The 17376-nt window shown below is 61.9% G+C and carries 17 protein-coding genes; 8 read left to right on the plus strand and 9 right to left on the minus strand.

Annotated features, from left to right (window positions below):
* Positions 1-12: 12 nt before the first annotated feature.
* Positions 13-696, minus strand: coding sequence for an SOS response-associated peptidase family protein (locus tag BM321_RS10095; RefSeq protein ID WP_092442386.1), 684 nt, complete (start codon positions 694-696; stop codon positions 13-15).
* A gap of 279 nt (positions 697-975) precedes the next feature.
* Positions 976-1929 carry a LysR family transcriptional regulator gene (locus tag BM321_RS10100; protein ID WP_092442387.1) on the minus strand — a complete coding sequence of 318 codons (954 nt, stop codon included), beginning with the start codon at positions 1927-1929 and terminating at the stop codon, positions 976-978.
* 100 nt (positions 1930-2029) lie between these two features.
* On the opposite strand from BM321_RS10100, the gene BM321_RS10105 reads away from it, so the two are divergent.
* Positions 2030-2893, plus strand: coding sequence for an aldo/keto reductase family oxidoreductase (locus BM321_RS10105; RefSeq protein WP_092442388.1), 864 nt, complete (start codon positions 2030-2032; stop codon positions 2891-2893).
* A 92-nt stretch (positions 2894-2985) separates the two neighbouring features.
* On the opposite strand, the gene kefC is transcribed toward BM321_RS10105, so the two are convergent.
* The 4 genes from kefC to BM321_RS10125 all read right to left on the minus strand — a co-directional run bounded on the left by kefC (position 2986) and on the right by BM321_RS10125 (position 7566).
* Positions 2986-4812 carry a glutathione-regulated potassium-efflux system protein KefC gene (kefC, locus tag BM321_RS10110; RefSeq protein ID WP_092442389.1) on the minus strand — a complete coding sequence of 609 codons (1827 nt, stop codon included), beginning with the start codon at positions 4810-4812 and terminating at the stop codon, positions 2986-2988.
* 1 nt (position 4813) lies between these two features.
* Positions 4814-5335 (minus strand): glutathione-regulated potassium-efflux system oxidoreductase KefF, encoded by a 522-nt coding sequence (kefF, locus tag BM321_RS10115; RefSeq protein ID WP_092442390.1) that lies wholly within the window; start codon positions 5333-5335, stop codon positions 4814-4816.
* Between the two features lie 177 nt (positions 5336-5512).
* On the minus strand, positions 5513-6859 hold the full coding sequence (locus BM321_RS10120; protein WP_092442391.1) for a sensor histidine kinase: 1347 nt from the start codon (positions 6857-6859) through the stop codon (positions 5513-5515).
* A complete protein-coding gene (locus BM321_RS10125; protein ID WP_092197771.1) occupies positions 6856-7566 on the minus strand; it encodes a response regulator in 711 nt (236 codons plus the stop codon). The genes BM321_RS10120 and BM321_RS10125 overlap by 4 nt, the downstream gene beginning before the upstream one ends.
* Positions 7567-7906: 340 nt before the next feature.
* Between BM321_RS10125 and BM321_RS10130 the strand changes: the two genes are divergently transcribed.
* The 4 genes from BM321_RS10130 to BM321_RS10145 all read left to right on the plus strand — a co-directional run bounded on the left by BM321_RS10130 (position 7907) and on the right by BM321_RS10145 (position 10925).
* Complete coding sequence (locus tag BM321_RS10130) at positions 7907-8695, plus strand: MlaA family lipoprotein (RefSeq protein WP_092442392.1); 789 nt, start codon at positions 7907-7909, stop codon at positions 8693-8695.
* The gene (locus tag BM321_RS10135; protein ID WP_092442393.1) at positions 8688-8924 is read left to right on the plus strand and encodes a hypothetical protein; all 237 of its coding nucleotides are present in this window, start codon (positions 8688-8690) and stop codon (positions 8922-8924) included. Before BM321_RS10130 ends, BM321_RS10135 begins: the two co-directional genes overlap by 8 nt.
* A gap of 152 nt (positions 8925-9076) precedes the next feature.
* On the plus strand, positions 9077-10378 hold the full coding sequence (locus BM321_RS10140; protein WP_092442394.1) for an Nramp family divalent metal transporter: 1302 nt from the start codon (positions 9077-9079) through the stop codon (positions 10376-10378).
* 67 nt (positions 10379-10445) lie between these two features.
* Positions 10446-10925, plus strand: coding sequence for a VOC family protein (locus BM321_RS10145; protein ID WP_092442395.1), 480 nt, complete (start codon positions 10446-10448; stop codon positions 10923-10925).
* A gap of 203 nt (positions 10926-11128) precedes the next feature.
* Here the strand turns inward: BM321_RS10145 and BM321_RS10150 are convergent, their stop codons facing one another.
* Positions 11129-11530 carry a RidA family protein gene (locus tag BM321_RS10150; RefSeq protein ID WP_092442396.1) on the minus strand — a complete coding sequence of 134 codons (402 nt, stop codon included), beginning with the start codon at positions 11528-11530 and terminating at the stop codon, positions 11129-11131.
* A 133-nt stretch (positions 11531-11663) separates the two neighbouring features.
* Between BM321_RS10150 and BM321_RS10155 the strand changes: the two genes are divergently transcribed.
* Positions 11664-12590, plus strand: coding sequence for a LysR family transcriptional regulator (locus BM321_RS10155; protein WP_092442397.1), 927 nt, complete (start codon positions 11664-11666; stop codon positions 12588-12590).
* A 296-nt stretch (positions 12591-12886) separates the two neighbouring features.
* Here BM321_RS10155 and BM321_RS10160 read toward each other — a convergent pair whose 3' ends face one another.
* The gene (locus tag BM321_RS10160; protein ID WP_092442398.1) at positions 12887-13840 is read right to left on the minus strand and encodes an alpha/beta fold hydrolase; all 954 of its coding nucleotides are present in this window, start codon (positions 13838-13840) and stop codon (positions 12887-12889) included.
* Positions 13841-14368: 528 nt separating this feature from the next.
* Between BM321_RS10160 and BM321_RS10165 the strand changes: the two genes are divergently transcribed.
* Positions 14369-15115 (plus strand): substrate-binding periplasmic protein, encoded by a 747-nt coding sequence (locus BM321_RS10165; RefSeq protein WP_092442399.1) that lies wholly within the window; start codon positions 14369-14371, stop codon positions 15113-15115.
* 8 nt (positions 15116-15123) lie between these two features.
* On the opposite strand, the gene BM321_RS30830 is transcribed toward BM321_RS10165, so the two are convergent.
* The gene (locus tag BM321_RS30830) at positions 15124-15222 is read right to left on the minus strand and encodes a zinc-binding dehydrogenase (protein ID WP_256573405.1); all 99 of its coding nucleotides are present in this window, start codon (positions 15220-15222) and stop codon (positions 15124-15126) included.
* A gap of 216 nt (positions 15223-15438) precedes the next feature.
* Here BM321_RS30830 and BM321_RS10170 point away from each other — a divergent pair, with 216 nt between their 5' ends.
* Positions 15439-17376, plus strand: a complete 1938-nt coding sequence (locus BM321_RS10170) for a M10 family metallopeptidase C-terminal domain-containing protein (protein WP_256573400.1) — start codon at positions 15439-15441, stop codon at positions 17374-17376.

The raw sequence follows: 17376 nt of genomic DNA on the forward strand, positions 1-17376 counted from the left end.
CGGAACCCCGAATCAAAGTCCGCCCTGGGCCGGCCGTTGGGCTGTCAGCGCCGGTTCAAGGGCCGGTTGCGCGCCGTTCAGGCGGGCGGCCAATTGTTGTGCCTGCTCCCATCCCAGCTCGGGCTCCAGCCAATCGAGTGCATCTTCGGCGCTGAAGGCCAGTACTCGCTGCTGCTGGTTGGCGATGTCGCCATACGTCACCAGGGCCAGGCCGTCACAGCCAAACGGCGTCTCGCTGGCCTGGGCCAGGGCGGCCAGGAAGATCGGGGTCGACTGCCGGGTAGTCGTGTAGATGAGGCGTTGCGCCTGGGAGGGCGAGGCGGGGGCTTGCGCCTCATACCAGCCTTCGACGGCGACCAGTACGCGGCCTTCGTGCTTGATGGAATCGAAGACTTTGGAGCGCATGACCAGATGCAAGGGCAGGTGCGTCAGCGGCGGCATCGTTCCCACCGACCAGATCGGCGACCAGCCCCAGCGAACCTTGATGCACTCCAAGTGCCCGCGGCGACGGCGAATGGCGCTGACCTGCATGTTTGGCTTGATCAGGCTGTGCCGCTCCTGGGCCTTGGGCGGCGTCGTTACGTATAGGTCCAAGGGTGTCACGCGGGTACCGAAACGGCTGCCGTGGGTGTCTCGCTGGGCGAAATACGCCAGGGAGTCCTTTGAGGAGCCGTGTTGAACAAGACCGTCACACATAACGAAAACTCCCGGCAGTGAACCGCAAAGAAGCCTTGAGATACCCGCTGTTCAAGCCGTGACGTCGAAGCGCGTCAGCGTGGCTTTCAGCGGTGTCATGTAGGTCCGAGCCGTGGCGAATGGCTTGGTTCGAAAATCCTCACGGCGGGGAGACGAGCGGACGATGAGGGACCACCATCGCGAGCAAGCTCGCTCCCACAACGGATGTGTGGAGGGTCGGGATTTTCAGGTACACAGTCGACCGCCTGTGGGAGCGAGCTTGCTCGCGATAGCGGTGTATCAGCTTGCGGAGGTGTTGGCTGTGCCGACACCATCGCGAGCAAGCTCGTTCCCATACCGTTGCGCATTGATGAAGTCCACGAACGCTCGCAACGGCGAGGGCAGGTAGCGGCGACCAGGGTAGTAGAGGAAGGGCCCGGTGAAGCGTTGCCACCAGGGTTCGAGCACTGGTTCGAGGACACCGCTGTCCAGGTACGGTCGCAGCCAGTCTTCGAACAGGTAGACGATGCCCAGACCGTCTACAGCGGCTTGCACCGACAGGTCCACCGCACCGCCAATGCGCGTGATCAACGGGCCGCTCGGGTCGACGCTAATGGTTTCGCCGTCACGCTCATACTCCCACAACGGCATGGCGCCGCTGGGGAACTTGCCCCGCAGGCACGCGTGTTCCAGCAGGTCCCTGGGATGCTCCGGCCTGCCCCGGGCATCGAGGTACGCCGGTGCGGCGGCCGTGGCGAAGCGCTGGAAGCGGGGGCCGATGGGGATGGCGATCATGTCCTGCTCAAGGCGTTCGTCGTAACGAATGCCCGCGTCACAGCCGGCCGCGAGCATGTCGACGAAGCTTTCTTCGGTGACCACTTCCAGGCGGATGTCGGGATAGCTTTTCAGGAACGGCGTGATGATCGCCGGTAACACCAGCCGGGCCGCGCTGACTGGAACGTTCAGCCTGAGGGTGCCCGAAGGACGGTCGCGAAAGTCGTTGACCACGTCCATCGCCGCCTCGACCTCGCCCAGGGCTGGGACGATGCGTTCCATCAACCGGGCGCCGGCCTCGGTCGGTACCACGCTGCGGGTGGTGCGGTTGAGCAGGCGTACGCCGAGCCGGCTTTCCATTCGGCGTACGGCATCGCTGAGGCTCGACGCAGACTTGCCGCTCAGCCGCGCGCCTTCACGAAAGCCCTTCGCATTGACCACGGCCACAAAGGCCAGCAAGTCTTGAATGTCCGTCGCCATTGTTCTCTCCACCGTACAACCCGTGCTGATTGCACCTGATTATCAAGGGAATGGTCAACGCCTATAGTCGGCCCACTCACATTGATCCGAGGGCGACGAGATGAACATTGCAGGCAAGGCAGGCAGCTTTTTACTGGGCGACCGCACGGTCAATCGCATGGGCTATGGCGCGATGCAGTTGGCGGGGCCCCAGGTCTTCGGGCCGCCCAAAGACCCGGCGACCGCCATCGCCGTGCTGCGCGAAGCCTTGGCGAGCGGGGTCAACCACATCGACACCGCCGATTTCTACGGGCCCCATGTCACCAACCAACTGATCCGCGAAGCGCTGCACCCTTATGCCCAGGACCTGGTCATCGTGACCAAGGTCGGTGCCGTGCGCGGTGCCGATGCGTCCTGGAACCCGGCCCACAGCCCCGCCGAGCTGACCCGGGCGGTCCACGACAATCTGCGCAACCTGGGGGTGGAGGTCCTGGATGTGGTCAACCTGCGGGTATGGGGCGATATGCATTCGCCCACGGAAGACTCCATCGAAGAATCGTTCACGACACTGGCGCAGCTGCAGAGCCAGGGCCTTATCCGTCACCTGGGCCTGAGCAACGTCACGGCCACGCAGGTCAAACAGGCCCAGGGCATTGCCAAGGTGGTCTGCGTGCAGAACCACTACAACCTGACCCATCGCGACGACGAACACCTCATCGCCGACCTGGGCCGGCAGGGCATCGCCTACGTGCCGTTCTTCCCCCTGGGCGGCTTCACACCGTTGCAGTCGCAAACCCTTTCCAGCGTGGCGGCGCGCTTGCAGGCGTCACCGCTGTGCGTGGCCCTGGCGTGGTTGCTGCAACGTGCGCCGAACCTGCTGCTGATTCCCGGCACATCGTCCCTGGCGCACCTGCGGGAAAACCTTTCAGCGAGTGAGCTGAAGATCCCAGCGCCGATGATTGCCGAGCTGGACGCGTTGGTTTAGTGGCCTGAAAAACCCGCGTCTCGCCAGCAACGGCGCTGACCGGGCTGACGCCAGCGGGATATCGGCGCAAGTTCGGGCGTGTATGACGCCGGTCAATCCGGCGTCTTGTCGGTTTCGTTGCGATGGTGTTCCGGCCAGTTGTCGACGGGGTGGGCACGGTCTTCGTTGAACATCTCCGTGAGCAGCGCATTGGCGCGTCGGTAGGCGTCGTGGCGGAACTTGAGGTCGTCTTCCGGCTGGGCGACGATCTCCTCCAGCATCTTGAGGTTCAGCCGCCGGAACTGATCCGCCCGTTCACGCGCTTCGTAAGCCCCGACCCCCATGTGCTCCAGCGCACTGCGACCCAATGCCAGCGCACTCTCGAAGGTTTCCCGTTCGGCTGCCTCCACGCCCATCTGCCGCAGGGTGATGAGGTGGCCCATGTCCCGCGCCCGCACGATCAGTTGCAACGCGGGGAAGTGCTCCTGGGCCAGCCGGGTCAGCGTCAGGTTGTCTTCCTGGTTGTCGATCGCGTTGATCAATACCACCGCTTGGGCCGCGCCGGCCGCATGCAGCAGATCGAGGCGCGTGGCATCGCCATAAAAGACTTTCACCCCGAACTTGCGCAGCGTCTCGATGTTGTCAGGGTCGTGATCCAGTACCACCACCTCGACGCCGCAGGACATCAGCAGGCGTCCGGCGATCTGCCCGAAGCGGCCGAACCCGGCGATGATCACCCGTGGGTTCTGTTGGTCGACGAGGTCGGATTCGCGTTTGTTTTTCCGGGTGACGGACTCGAAGCGATCCAGCAGCAGGATCAGCAAGGGCGTCAGGCACATGGACAAGGCCACCGCCAGGGTCAGGCTCTTGCCCCATTGATCGGTCAAGATGCCGGCCACGGTCGCCGCGCCAAAGACCACGAAGGCGAACTCGCTGCCCTGGCCCAGCAACACCGCCTGCCAGGAGCGCTGGCCGGCGGGGACGTTGAGGAAGTGGCCCGCCATCTTGATCACCAGCAGCTTGATCAGGATGAAACCCAGGGTCAGGGTGATGACTTTCAGCGGTGCGTTGACCAGGGTGCCGAAATCGATCGACATGCCGACGCCGATGAAAAACAGACCCAACAGCAAGCCCTTGAACGGCTCGATGTCGCTCTCCAGGGCATGTCGGTATTCGGAGCTGGCGAGCAGCACCCCGGCGAGGAACGCGCCCATGGCCATCGACAGGCCGGCTTCCTCCAGCAGAAAGCCGAAGCCGAACACCAGAAAAAGCGCGACGGCACTGAAAATCTCCCGCAAGCCTGAGCGTGCGGCGAAGCGCAGCAGCGGTCGCGTCACGTAGCGCCCCAACAGCACGACGATGGCGATGGCGGCGACGATTTTGCCAATCGATAGCAACAGCGCGGTGCCCGAAGGTGTGTCGCCGTGGGCCGACAATAACGGGATCATCGCCACCAGGGGAATCGCCGCGATGTCCTGGAACAGCAGCACGGCAAAACTGCTGCGCCCGACCGCGGTGGCGGTCAGGTTGCGTTCGCTCATGGCCTGCATGGCGATGGCCGTGGAAGACAGGCTCAGGGTCAGGCCGACCAGCAACGCTGCCGTCCAATTCAGGCCCAAGGCCGTGCAGAACAAGCCAATGGCAGCGCCACAGGCGAGCATCTGCAGGGCACCGCCACCAAACACCATCCGGCGCAGGGCCCAGAGTCGCTTGGGGTCGAGCTCGAGGCCGATGATGAACAGCATCAGCACCACGCCGATTTCAGCGAACTCCAGGATGGCCTTGACGTCGGTAATCAGCTTCAGCCCCCACGGGCCGATGATGCATCCGGCCAGCAGATAACCCAACACCGGGCCCAGGCCAAATCGCACGGCAATCGGTACGATCAGCGTCGCCGAGGCCAGGTAGATGAGCATTTCAATCAGGCTGTGAGTTTCCACTTCAATCTTCCTTCCAGGCGGCCAGGCGAGCGGCATAGTGTTCGATTTGGGCGTGCTGGGCATCCGCTTCGGCGGCATAGGCGCCATGCACGACGACCGGCTCCAGCCAGCGCATGCCGCAATAGATGGCCGTGGCCTGGAGGGGTTGGGCCAGCGCGGCAAAACCCGGGTAGTCGCCGATCTGGAAATGCGCCTGATCGCCGCCGGTGGTCACGGCCCACAGCAGGGGCTTGTCCTTGAGAACCGTGGTGCCTTTGCCATAGGCCCAGCCGTGGGTGAAGACTTTATCGATCCACAGTTTCAGCAAGGGCGGGGAGCTGTACCAGTACATCGGGTGCTGGAGGACGACAAGCTCTGCTTGTTCCACCGCGCGCTGCTCCGCCTCGACGTCGATATCGAAGTTGGGGTAAAGCGCATAGAGCGAACGTATGACCACGTCCGGGTTGCTCGATGCTCGCTTGAGCATCTGCTGGTTGACCCGCGATTGGTCGGGGTAGGGGTGCGCGTAAATGATAAGAATCATCGGTGAATTCCTTGGTTTGGCTCCGTCGATTCTTGTCTGTCGTGGGCGCGAACGATGGCACCGGGTCGAGCGATACAAACAAGAGCGCCTTCCCGGGGCAGGGGACAGGCCGGAAAAGCCGGACATCCTACCGAGGAAGGCGCCGATTGTTTAGCGCGGATCGACACATCGGGGCCTTCAGCCAAGCGGCAGCGAGACCCTGGCCTCCAATCCGCCACCCTTGCGATTGCGCAGGGTCAGCGTCCCGCCATGCTCCAGCACCGTCGCCCGGGCCGCCGACAGGCCGAGCCCGACGCCGCCGGTGTGCTTGTTGCGAGAACCTTCGATGCGAAAGAACGGCGTGAAGACTTGCTCAAGGTATTGGGCGGCGATGCCCGGCCCTCGGTCCAGGATGCGAATGTCCACGCGGTGGGCGTCGGCTTCGAGTCGAACCGTCGGCTCGCCGCCATATTTGATCGCATTGTCGATCAGGTTGACCAAGGCGCGCTTGATGCCGATGGGCCGACCGACATACACCAAGCGCTGGGTGCCTTCGAACCCAACTTCGATGCCGGCGTCCTTGAGATCATCGACGAGGGTGTGCAGCAGCTCGGCCAGGTCGAATGCGGTGGCATGTTCAAGCCGGGCATCGTCGCGAAAGAACTCCAGGGCCGAGTTGACCATCGCCTGCATTTCGTCCACGTCCCTGAACAAGCGCGATTGCTGCTCGGCATCCTCGATGAACTCCCCGCGCAGGCGCATGCGGGTCAGCGGCGCGCGCAAGTCATGGGAGATGGCGGCGAGCATCTGGGTGCGGTCCTGCAGGAAGTGCTTGAGCTGGGCCTGCATGGCATTGAACGCGAGGATCGCCTGGCGGATTTCGTGGGGGCCGATGACCGGAATCGGTGGCGCCTGGTGATCGACGCCAAAGCGTCGGGCGCCTTCGGCGAAGCGTTCCAGCGGTGCGGCCAGGTGCCGGGTGGCGATCAGCGCGACGATCAAGGTCGAGAGCAGGATCAGCGCGATGATGATCCCGTTGCGCGCCCATTCGCTCAGCCCCCAACTGCGCGACGGCACGGAGAAGATCACCCACGAATGGTCGGTCAGCTCGATGATCACCGCGTAGCGCGCATCCGGTTGGTCGGCCGGCCAGTCGCCCGGTTCGTAGGCCTCGATCCTGGCGTCCGGCCGGCCCAATTGCTGGCGCAGGAGCACCGAACCCTCACTGAACTCCGGGTCGTCGATCACCGGCAAGCGCGCCTCTTCATGCCGCTGCAACCAGTGCGCGTCGAACGCCTGGTCGCTGGCGGCCGCGGCAATCGCGGGGCGTTGTGCGGGGGCGACGGAGTCGATGATGCGGGTGATGGCGGCGGCCCTTTCCATCAGGCCGGTTTCCATCAGGGGAGGGCGCGCCCAGGCACCGGCCAGCAGGCTGAACAGTGCGTTGAGGGCCAGCAAGGTCAGCATGGCGATCATGGTGGTCAGGGCGATCCAGCGCGCCACCGTGTCCCGTGGACATTGAGCGCCCGAGCGCGAGGGTTTCATCGTTTCACCACGTGAGGGCTGAAGAGGTAGCCGCTGTTGCGCACGGTGCGGATCATCGATGCACCCGTAATGTCGGTCTCCAATTTACGCCGCAGGCGGCTGACCTGGACGTCGATGCTGCGGTCGAACGCCTCGAAGGTTTCGCCGCGGGCCAGGTCCAGCAATTGTTGGCGAGTCAGCACCCGGCGCGGGTGTTCGGCAAACACCAGCAGCAGTTCGAACTCGCCGGTGGACAGCGGGATCATGACCTTGTCCGGTGAGCGCAGCTCGCGACGGGTGACGTCCAGTTGCCAGTTTTCGAACTCCAGGATGGGCCGGGAGGCGTCGCTCGACGCGGCCCTGGCTTCACCGGTGCGTCGCAGCACGGCACGCACCCGGGCCAACAACTCCCGCGCATCGAAGGGCTTAGTCAGGTAATCGTCCGCCCCCAGTTCCAGGCCGACGACGCGATCACTCAACTCGCCCATGGCGGTGAGCATGATGATGCCGACCGTGTGCTCGGCCCGCAGCCGCTGGCACAGTACCAGCCCGTTGTCGCCCGGCAACATGACGTCGAGGATGATCAGGTCCGGCACCCGGCGCTCCACCGCCTGCCACAGGGCGTTGCCGTCGGCGGCCACATCCACGCTGTAGCCATGTTGTTCGAGGAACTTGCGCAAGAGGGCGAGGACTTCGAGGTCATCGTCCACCAGTAATAAATGGCTCACGGTGGGCACGCAGGGTAATGAATACAGGAGGGGATACTAGGGTCAATCCACGGCCCGCGTCATATATTTCAACCCGGTAATAAAGTTGCCGGTGGGCAATATTCCGGAAATCTGCGGGCAAGAAAACGGCGGCAGGATGGCCTTGATGTCGGTCAGTTAAACCACCCACCAACACCGAACCCTGTGGCGAGGGAGCTTGCTCCCGCTGGGTCGCGAAGCGGCCCCAAAAAAGCGGTGAGCGCTTCGCACTCAAGCGGGAGCAAGCTCCCTCGCCACAGGGGCGGTGTTTGGTTTACGACCGGCCCAGGCAGCATCCCATTCCTCGCCGAGATCACCCTGTATGCCGATCGCCAAGCCCGCTCCGTTGTTCGTTCGATCCACCGTCGTGGTTGTATTGGCGGCACTCGCCAGCGGTTGCTCCAGTACGCCCGCTGCAACGCCGGGCTCGTGTGAAAGCGCGACCTACGCCGTTTACGATCCCGCAGAACCGGTCAACCGTGGCATATTCGCGTTCAACCGAACCCTGGATGACTATGCGCTGGCCCCGGTGGCCCGTGGTTATCGCAAGCTGCCGGAGATGTTCCAGGCCGGCGTCCACAACTTCGTGGCGAACTTCGGCGAACCCAAGGTGTTCATCAACGACCTGCTGCAAGGCAATGGCCAACGCTCGGTCAACACACTGGGCCGTTTCGTGATCAACACCACCGCAGGCATCGTCGGGCTGATCGACGTGTCGGGCAAGCTGGGCATCGAGCGCCACAAGGCCGATTTCGGCCAGACCTTCGGCGTCTGGAACCTCGCCCCCGGGCCCACCGTGGAACTGCCGCTGCTGGGCAGCGCCAACCTGAGGGACGCGACGGGCGAAGTGCTGAGTTTTGCCGTCGATCCGTTCGGCGACAACAGCAGCACCGTCGACACCCTGGGCACCATCAACACCGTCGGCGGCGTTGTCGATGGCCGTGCCGAGGCATTGCCACTGACCGACGCGTTGCAGGCCGAACCGGATTACTACGCGGCGCTTCGTGATGCCACGGCGCAGCGGCGTGCCGAATTTGTCGCGCAGGGCAAGTTGGGAGCGGTGGTGGAGGACAACCCGCAGTGCCAGGATGGAGCCGCCGCCGATGAATAACCAGGCGTTGGTCTTGCATCGGCGAATGCGCTCGCTCGAGCCGGATGTATTGCACTGTCGTGAAGTTGAATTGCGCTTGGCCGAGGATGGTCGCCATGTGCTGCTCAACCGTTACGTCGAGTTGTATCGCCATGACCACGTCAGTTGGTGCGCCATCCAGCAGCATCGGGTGCCGTTGGCGAAGATGGTGCGCTGGTTGGTCGATAACGGCGAGCAGGTGAAGGATTAGTGGCAATTTGCTCTTGAATACAGCGGTACATCGGGGTCGGATACCATGAAACATTTTTACATAATTACGCATGAATAATGGTTGTACGACGTCGTATCTAAATGTTCGACTGTGGCCGTTTCTCACAAAAAAAATAAACGGAGATTCCATCCATGACGAGCATCCCTTCCGCTGAAGGCAAGGCTGCGGCGCCCGTGCAAGGCCGTTTCGTGCGTCTGCTCAAGCTTCTCGGTCCCGGCATCATCGCCGTCCTTTCCTGGCTGGGCGCCGGCGACCTGATCACCTCATCCGTGGCCGGAGCGAACTACGGCTACGCCATGATGTGGGTGCTGGCGGTCTCTCTGCTGCTGCGCTACCTGATCGTCAACATCATCGCGCGCTTCCAGCTCTGCAATAACCAGGGCATGACCATCCTGCAAGGCTATGCCCAGCTCAATCCGTTTTTCGCCTGGTTCCTGCTGGTGTATGCGCTGCTCATGGGGCACCTGATGAATGCCTACATGATCAAGGGGGCTGGCGAAGCCCTGGCCATGTTGCTCAAGGTCGACTATCCACTGCTGTGTTCGGTGGCGGTGGTCTTGGCGGTGTGGATGCTCGTCGGGCGCAATATCTATTCGATGATCGAAGGCGTGATGAAAGGCCTGCTGGCGATCATGACGCTGGCGTTCCTGGCCCTGGCGGTGATGTCCGGCCCGGATGTCGCGGGCATCGTCAAAGGCACCATCGGCTTCAGCATTCCGCCCGACGAAGGCGTGCACGGCGCGCTGCTGGTGGCCGTCTCGGTGATCGGTGCGGTGGCCGGTTCCATCGCCAACTTCGTCCATCCGTATGTCATGCGCCAGAAGGGCTGGGTGGGGCCTGAACACAAGCGTATCCAGCGTAACGACCTGCTGTTTGCGGTGTTTGTCGGGATCATCATCAACCTGGCGATCTGGATCGTCGGTGCGGAAATCCTGCGACCCAACGGCATTGAGGTCAAAACCCTGGGCGATCTGGGCAAGGCCCTGGAAATGTTCTTCGGCTCGATCGGTTGGTACGTGTTCTTTGTCGGCGTGTTCGCCACGCTGTTCGCCAGCATCTGCGGCAAGACCACGGCGTTTCCGATGCTGATCACCGATGCCTTCCAGCACGTGCGGCCCAAGCGCCGGGAGCGTTACGGCAAGGAGTTCCACCATGATCCGATGCACAAATGGTTCATGCTGTTCGTTCTCGTGACGCCGCTGATCTGGTCGCTCCCCGGCATGCCGGACTTCGTCACGCTGACCATTGGCGTCAACGCGCTGAACATCATCGGCTTGCCGGTGATTTCCCTGGGCCTGCTGATCATGTCCAACCAGAAGTCCCTGCTGGGCAAGGAATATCGCAACAACCTGTTCGAGAACATCGCGCTGATGTTTGCCACGGGCCTGGCGTTGTGGGTCGCGTTCCAGCTGGCGGTCGATCTGTTTACCTGAGATGCGGTCATCTGCAACTTTCGGGGGCTGCTAGACTTTATCGTCCAGTCCCTTTTGGAGAAGCGGAATGAACAATAAAAACAGGATCTGCCTCTGGTACGACGGCGATGCCCAGGAAGCGGCGCAGTTTTACGCCAAAACGTTTCCCGACAGTGCGGTGAATGCCGTCCATCAGGCCCCGGGCGATTATCCGTCGGGCAAGGAGGGGGATGTGATCACGGTGGATTTCACAGTGATAGGCATCCCTTGCATCGGCCTCAACGGCGGCCCGGTGTTCAAGCACAGCGAGGCCTTTTCATTCCAGATTGCAACCGAAGACCAGGCCGAAACGGACCGCTTGTGGAACGCGATCATCGACAACGGCGGCCAGGCCAGCGCGTGTGGCTGGTGCAAGGACAAGTGGGGCTTGTCGTGGCAGATCAGCCCGCGTGTGTTGCTCGAAGCGGTCGCCAGTCCTGACAAGGCCATCGCCAAGCGTGCCTTCGAGGCCATGATGACGATGACCAAGATCGACATCGCGGCGATCGAAGCGGCGGTGAAAGGCTAGCCGGCGCAGCACTTCCATTTCCTTGTGGGAGCTCGCTCGTGATGGCGGCGGCACAGCCAACAGTGATGCAAGCTGACCCACCGCCATCGCGAGCAAGCTCGCTCCCACACTTGATCGTCGGTGGCTTCGATTTTTCGGCCTGTCCAAATCCCCTGTGGGAGCGAGCTCGCTCGCGATGGCGCCGACACATTCAGCTCAGTTCATCACTGGGTGGCCTCAGGCAACCTGGCAATCACCTTGATCTCGAACTGAAAACCATACAACCACGTCACGCCCACCGCCGTCAGTGTCGGATGGGGCGCGCTGCCCCAGAATTCAGGCACAACGCTCCAGATCCGTTCGAAGGTCGACTCGGGATCGACCATGAACACCGTCACATCCACCACATCGTCAAAGCTGCAGTCGGCCGCGGCGAGGATCGCCTTCAGGTTGTTGAACGCCAGCCGCACCTGAGCTTCCAGGTCGGGTTCCGGCGAACCGTCGGCGGTGCTGCCGACTTGCCCCGACACGAACAGGAAACCATTGGAGCGAATCGCGGGTGAATAGCGATTGCGCTCATACAGTGCCTGGCGTCCGGGCGGGAAAACTACATCGCGCTGTGTCATGAAATACCTCCATCCAAGAGTGGGTTCCAAACGATGAACTCACTCTAGGGGCTTGTGTCCGGGCGATAAACGAGCAACCTTGGCGATCACTGTTTGTAAACTCCAAACAATCGGATCGATACCCGGGGCAGAAATGGACCGTTTTGATGCAATGCAGGCGTTCGTGCGAGTCGTGGAGGCGGGCAGCTTCACCAAGGCGGCGGAAACCCTGCACATGAGCAAGACCACCGTGACCCAATTGGTGCAGCAGCTCGAAGCACGGTTGCGGGTCAAGTTGCTCAACCGCACCACGCGCAAGGTCAATGTCACCGCCGACGGTGCCCTTTATTACGAACGGGTGATCCGTTTGCTGGCCGACATGGACGACGCCGAGACCAGCGTCTCCAGTGCCCAGGCGCTACCCCGCGGGCGCCTGCGGGTGGACGTGCCAAGCCCGCTGGCAGTCATGATCCTGGTACCGGCCTTGCCGGCGTTCTATGAGCGCTATCCGGACATCCAGATCGACATGGGCGTCAGTGATCGCATCGTCGACATGATCGATGAACGTGTCGATTGCGTGGTGCGCGGCGGTGAGCTGATGGATCAGTCGCTGGTGGCCCGGCGCGTCGGCGATCTTGCCCTCGGGGTCTTCGCCGCCCCGAGTTACCTGGCACGGTTCGGTCGGCCCGCGCATCCGCGCGAACTGGAAGATTCGCACCATCGCACCGTGGGTTTCCTGTGGGCGCGCACCGGTAAATCCCTGCCTTACGCCATGCGCCGTGGCAGTGAGCTGCTTCACGTCAAAGGGCGCTACGCCCTGGCCATCGACGACGGCAACGCCTACCTCGCCGCCGGTCTGGCGGGGCTGGGGGTACTCTGGTTGCCGGCGTACATGTCCCGGCATCACCAGGCACAAGGCGAGTTGGTGCCGCTGTTCGAAGACTGGCACCTCGACCCGATGCCGCTCTACGTAGCTTACCCGCCGAATCGCCACGTCAATGCCAAGCTGAGGGTGTTCATCGATTGGGTGGTGGAGCTGATGGCGCAGCATGCGCCTATCATTGATCGACCGGTTTCGTGAAATTGTCTGTCCAGTTGTAGAGGAGATGCACAATGGACCGATTCGGCGTTTCCGCTCACCCGAGGCTATTCGCATGATCGTGAGGGTACGGGGCGGTCTGAGGAATAGATGCAATGTGTTCTACCGTCATCGCGAGCAAGCTCGCTCCCACCGTTGATCTTGGGTGTACGCCAATTCCGCATTCACAACCGACCCCTGTGGGAGCGAGCTTGCTCGCGATGACGGCAGCCCATTCAACACCCATGCAAGCAGGCCCGCCGCTTTCGCGAGCAGGCCCCTCACAACCGATCCAGGTTTTATTCCTTGAGGAATGTCAGCAGATCCTGGTTCAGTCGGTCCTTGTGCGTCTCGGTCAAGCCGTGCGGTGCGCCAGGGTAGACGATCAGTCGGGCGCCTTTGATCAGCGCCGCCGAGGCCCGGCCTGCAGCGTCGATGGGTACGATCTGATCGTCATCGCCATGGATGACCAGGGTCGGCACGTCGAATTTCTTCAGGTCGTCGCGGAAGTCCGTCGCCGAGAACGCCGCAATCGAGTCATAGGTATTCTTGCTGCCACCCTGCATGCCCTGCATCCAGAACGATTGGATCAGCCCCTGGGATGGTTTGGCACCCTTGCGGTTGTAGCCGTAGAACGGGCCCGAGGCGATGTCCAGGTACAGCTGCGAACGGTTCTCCAGGGACGCCTTGCGCAGGCCGTCGAACACCTCGATAGGCAAGCCGCCGGGGTTGGTGTCTGTCTTGAGCATCAACGGTGGCACCGAAGAAACCAGCACGGCTTTCTTCACCCGACCGGTACCGTGGCGACCGATGTAACGCGCCACTTCACCACCCCCCGTCGAGAAACCCACCAGCGTCACGTTCTTGAGGTCCAGCGCTTCAATCACCGCCGCCAGGTCGTCGGCGTAGTGGTCCATGTCGTTGCCTTCCCAAGGCTGGCTGGAGCGACCATGGCCGCGACGGTCGTGAGCAATCACCCGATAGCCTTTCGAGGCGAGGAACATCATCTGGCCTTCCCAACTGTCGGAGTCCAGCGGCCAACCGTGGCTGAAGGTCACGACCTGGCCGTCACGCGGGCCCCAGTCCTTGTAATACAGCTGTACGCCATCCTTGGTGGTGATGTAGCTGGCTGACTGGACCACGCTGCCGACCGCAGACACGCTTGCAGCGGTCTGGACTGGCGACGCGGCCTCGGCGTTGAGGGTGGCCAATGTCAGGGTCGCGACAGCCAGGGTGCGGTTGAAGGTGTTCATCGTGTCTCTCTCCATTAAGGTCGTTTGATCTGCGGCGATCGTCATCGATCGCGTTGGTGGGCAGATTAAAGAGAGAGGCCGGTGACGAGAACGGCATGGGCATCGATAACAACTATAGGAAAAACCGATAGCTGCGTTTCGCTTCGGTTGCCGTGATCATTCGTAGCGGGGGAGCTTGCGCCCTCGCCACAACGTACTGTTCAAGCGCCCTGAAGTCGCCCTCAGCCAAAAGAGGGCATCGGCCCCAACGAATCAAAGATCCACACGACCACCCCTTCGACGCCGCCATGGGCGGTGATGATGCGTTGAAACGACAGGGGATCGATAGGATTCATGTGGGCTGCGTCGCCGGGAGGAGGGCGAAAGGGGAGCGTCGCGTATCCGGTTCGCGCTGATCCTACACCGTTGCTAAGGGTCGGAATGTGGACTGCGTCAACTGTCAGGCAAGTGTTTGGGTCTATGCTTACCTTGCCTTCTTGAATCAGGCCCACCCATGCACGAACACCGAACGGTCCACAGGGAGTACGCGTGAGGCATTCGATATCGGCTGCAGCGCTGCTTTGCCTCTTGCTCGGCACGGATGTCAGGGCCGAGCAGTATCAGATCGTCACCGAAGAATGGGCACCGTACAACTATCAGGAAAACAACCGGCTCACCGGCATGACCACCGAGATCGTCCGGGCCATCATGGTGCTGACCGGCGATGATTTCGAGGTGTTGCTGCAACCCAGCATGCGTGCCACCCAAATACTCAAGCACCGCCCCAAGACCATCATGTACTCCCTGTTTCGCACGCCGGAGCGCGAGTCGTTGTTCAAATGGGTCGGGCCTATCGTGGAAGAGTCCATTCACCCCTATCAACTGGCCAAGGCGCCGCCGGTGAATTCCCTGGAACAACTGCTGCACGCCCCGCAGATCACCACGCGACATGCCGGCCTGGTGCCGACGATGCTGTTGTCCCTGGGCTTTAACAACCTGGACAAAAGTGCCACCGAAAGCAAGCAGCTCTATCGCATGCTGCTTGCCGGACGCACCGACATCATCGCCGGCGATACCGATGCGGGCGTGGCCTACTACAGCCGCCAGTTGAACATCGCGCCGGGCACGCTGCGGAAAATTCCTATCGAGCTTTATCGCTCGTCGTTGTATATCGCATTCAGCTTGGACTCTGAAGACGAAGTGGTCGCGGCATGGACCAAGGCTTTGGAGCAGTTGCGGCGCTCAGGGGAGCTGGAGCGGATTCGGCGGCGGTATGAAGAGCAGGTCGGGCCATAAGAGCGCACTCAGACGATCAGCACGATCTTACCCTGGAGACCGCCGCGTGAAGCTCGCCGATGCGCAGCCGAGGCTTCGGCCAGCGGATAGGTGCTGTCTAGGGTGATATCAGGACGCTATACGGCTTCAGCCAGCCTGGCGCAATTGCTCGAGACTGATTGCGTCGATAGCAGAGTAGAGGGTCGTCCAAGAACCTTTCTTCGTCTCGTAAAGTGGCAACCAGACTGAGCCGTGTCTATTGTTTTTGGCGACAGATAGCTATCGGAGGCATGGACATGGGTCAGAGCACTTCACCCGCCGCTTCGGCTGTGGGGAACACGGGCATGGTAGCCACAACCTTATGGGGCTCGGACAAGATCGGCGGCATCACGGTCGATCCGGACGGTGCTATCTGGCTTGGCGCTTATAGCCGCCTGGGGCTGGGCGGCGAAGAGGATTCAGGCTTCACCGGCAGTCTGGTCCGGTTCAATGCCGACGGCAGCCTGGACCGCAACTTCAGTGGCGACGGTAAATCCCTCCTGCCTGTTTCGCTCGATATCGAGGACGGCGGTAATGCCGCGGTGCAGCCGGGAGGGGGCTACCTGGTGGCGCAATACGTGAAAGTAGGCGACGCCTGGGTGTCGGGCGTAAGTCGTACCTTGGCCGACGGCCGCCTCGATACGAGTTTCGGCAATGGCGGTACCGCGACCGTGCCGTTCTACTGGAATGAGTCTCTAGGCCAGCAAGCCTCGTTCTCTGTGCAACGCGACGGCAGCTTTTTCGCAAGCGCTGCGTATCCCTCCGGGGAAATCTATATCGCCCGCTTCGACGCGACGGGGACCCTGGTCTCGTCTTTCGCAGAGGGAGGGATCCTGCACCTGCCAGCATCCGTCGGCATTCAACCCAGCGGCACGATCGACGTTTCCCTGCAGGGAGACGGGAAGGTACTGGTCACGGGGCGGGATGCCCTGACCCGTCTCAACCAGGATGGTAGCCTGGATAGCAGCTTTGCCAACGGCGGCAGCCTGGCCCTGGATGTTCACGCAGACGCCCTCGTGCTCCAGGATGACGGCAAAATCCTGCTGGCGGGCGCCTCGGGCGGTGTGGCGACCGTCATGCGCCTCAACGCCGACGGCTCGCTTGACACTGGGTTCGGTAATCAGGGGCAGGTGAGTTGGGGCTCGCAAAACGCTCCTTTCGCAGTAGCCGACATGGTCGTGCTGGCTGATGGCAAGCTGTTGATTGGCGGAAGCCAGGGTACAAGGGCGGACGGTTATCTGGCCGCCTTGGTTCAGTTGAACCCCGACGGTAGCCTGGATCACAGCTTTGGCAATCCCGATGACGGCTATTACCACCTTGACGGTAGCCCCCATGATGACTTCTTGCTGGGTACCGCCTCGTTCGACGATGCCATTGTTGGCGGGGCCGGTAACGATCTGCTCGATGGCCAACAAGGTCGCGACCTGCTGACGGGCGGTGCCGGTGCCGATACGTTCCGTTACCCGTCAGTCGCAGACAGCTACCGAACCGCAACCGCGGCCCATAGCGATCGAATCACCGACTTCGACCCCAGCACCGATACGATCGATCTCTCGTCCCTGGGCTTGCTCGGGCTGGGCAATGGACATGACGGAACGCTGGCGATACGAGTCAATGAAAGCGGGACGCGGACCTACCTCAAGAGTTTCGATGCCAACGCGGATGGGGAACGCTTCGAAGTGGTCTTCGACGGTGACTTGAGCCAAACGCTGAATGAAACCAACATCCTGTTTCAGCAAGCCAGGTTAACGGGCACCGAAGAAGCCGATCGTTTACAGGGCAACGCTCGAAGCGAAATCATCGAAGGGTTCGCGGGCGATGATCGCCTTTATGGCGCGCTGGGGAATGATGTATTGGTTGGCGCAGAGGGCCGGGACCTGTTGGTGGGTGGCGGTAATAACGATGTGTTCCGCTTCGACGCACTGAGCGACAGCTACCGTACCGCCACCGAAAACCACACTGATCGCCTGCTTGACTATACCGCGGGTGAGGACACGATCGACTTGTCCGCCTTGGGCTTTACCCGGCTGGGAAATGGTTACAACGGCACGTTGGACGTGGTTGTCAATGAAGCCAAGAACCTGACTTACTTGAAGAGCTACGAAGCCGACGCCAATGGGGCTCGATTCGAGTTGAGCCTGGCAGGGGATCACTCCGGTTACCGTAACCTGGACATCATCTTCGCCGAGCCCCCGGCAGAGGACGTCTTTCAATTGATCGGAGTGGCTGACCTTTGGGTGTAA

The organism is Pseudomonas sp. NFIX10 (assembly GCF_900111955.1).
GTDB lineage: Bacteria > Pseudomonadota > Gammaproteobacteria > Pseudomonadales > Pseudomonadaceae > Aquipseudomonas > Aquipseudomonas fluorescens_AA.

Excerpts from the sequence above, each read along its gene's own strand:
- BM321_RS10105 (WP_092442388.1), top strand. The coding sequence starts at position 2,030 with ATGAACATTGCAGGCAAGGCAGGCAGCTTTTTACTGGGCGACCGCACG.
- kefF (WP_092442390.1), bottom strand. The coding sequence starts at position 5,335 with ATGATTCTTATCATTTACGCGCACCCCTACCCCGACCAATCGCGGGTC.
- BM321_RS10170 (WP_256573400.1), top strand. The coding sequence starts at position 15,439 with ATGGTAGCCACAACCTTATGGGGCTCGGACAAGATCGGCGGCATCACG.
- BM321_RS10155 (WP_092442397.1), top strand. The coding sequence starts at position 11,664 with ATGGACCGTTTTGATGCAATGCAGGCGTTCGTGCGAGTCGTGGAGGCG.
- BM321_RS10160 (WP_092442398.1), bottom strand. The coding sequence starts at position 13,840 with ATGAACACCTTCAACCGCACCCTGGCTGTCGCGACCCTGACATTGGCC.
- BM321_RS10100 (WP_092442387.1), bottom strand. The coding sequence starts at position 1,929 with ATGGCGACGGACATTCAAGACTTGCTGGCCTTTGTGGCCGTGGTCAAT.
- BM321_RS10130 (WP_092442392.1), top strand. The coding sequence starts at position 7,907 with ATGCCGATCGCCAAGCCCGCTCCGTTGTTCGTTCGATCCACCGTCGTG.
- BM321_RS10140 (WP_092442394.1), top strand. The coding sequence starts at position 9,077 with ATGACGAGCATCCCTTCCGCTGAAGGCAAGGCTGCGGCGCCCGTGCAA.
- BM321_RS10145 (WP_092442395.1), top strand. The coding sequence starts at position 10,446 with ATGAACAATAAAAACAGGATCTGCCTCTGGTACGACGGCGATGCCCAG.
- BM321_RS10150 (WP_092442396.1), bottom strand. The coding sequence starts at position 11,530 with ATGACACAGCGCGATGTAGTTTTCCCGCCCGGACGCCAGGCACTGTAT.
- BM321_RS10120 (WP_092442391.1), bottom strand. The coding sequence starts at position 6,859 with ATGAAACCCTCGCGCTCGGGCGCTCAATGTCCACGGGACACGGTGGCG.
- BM321_RS10135 (WP_092442393.1), top strand. The coding sequence starts at position 8,688 with ATGAATAACCAGGCGTTGGTCTTGCATCGGCGAATGCGCTCGCTCGAG.
- BM321_RS10095 (WP_092442386.1), bottom strand. The coding sequence starts at position 696 with ATGTGTGACGGTCTTGTTCAACACGGCTCCTCAAAGGACTCCCTGGCG.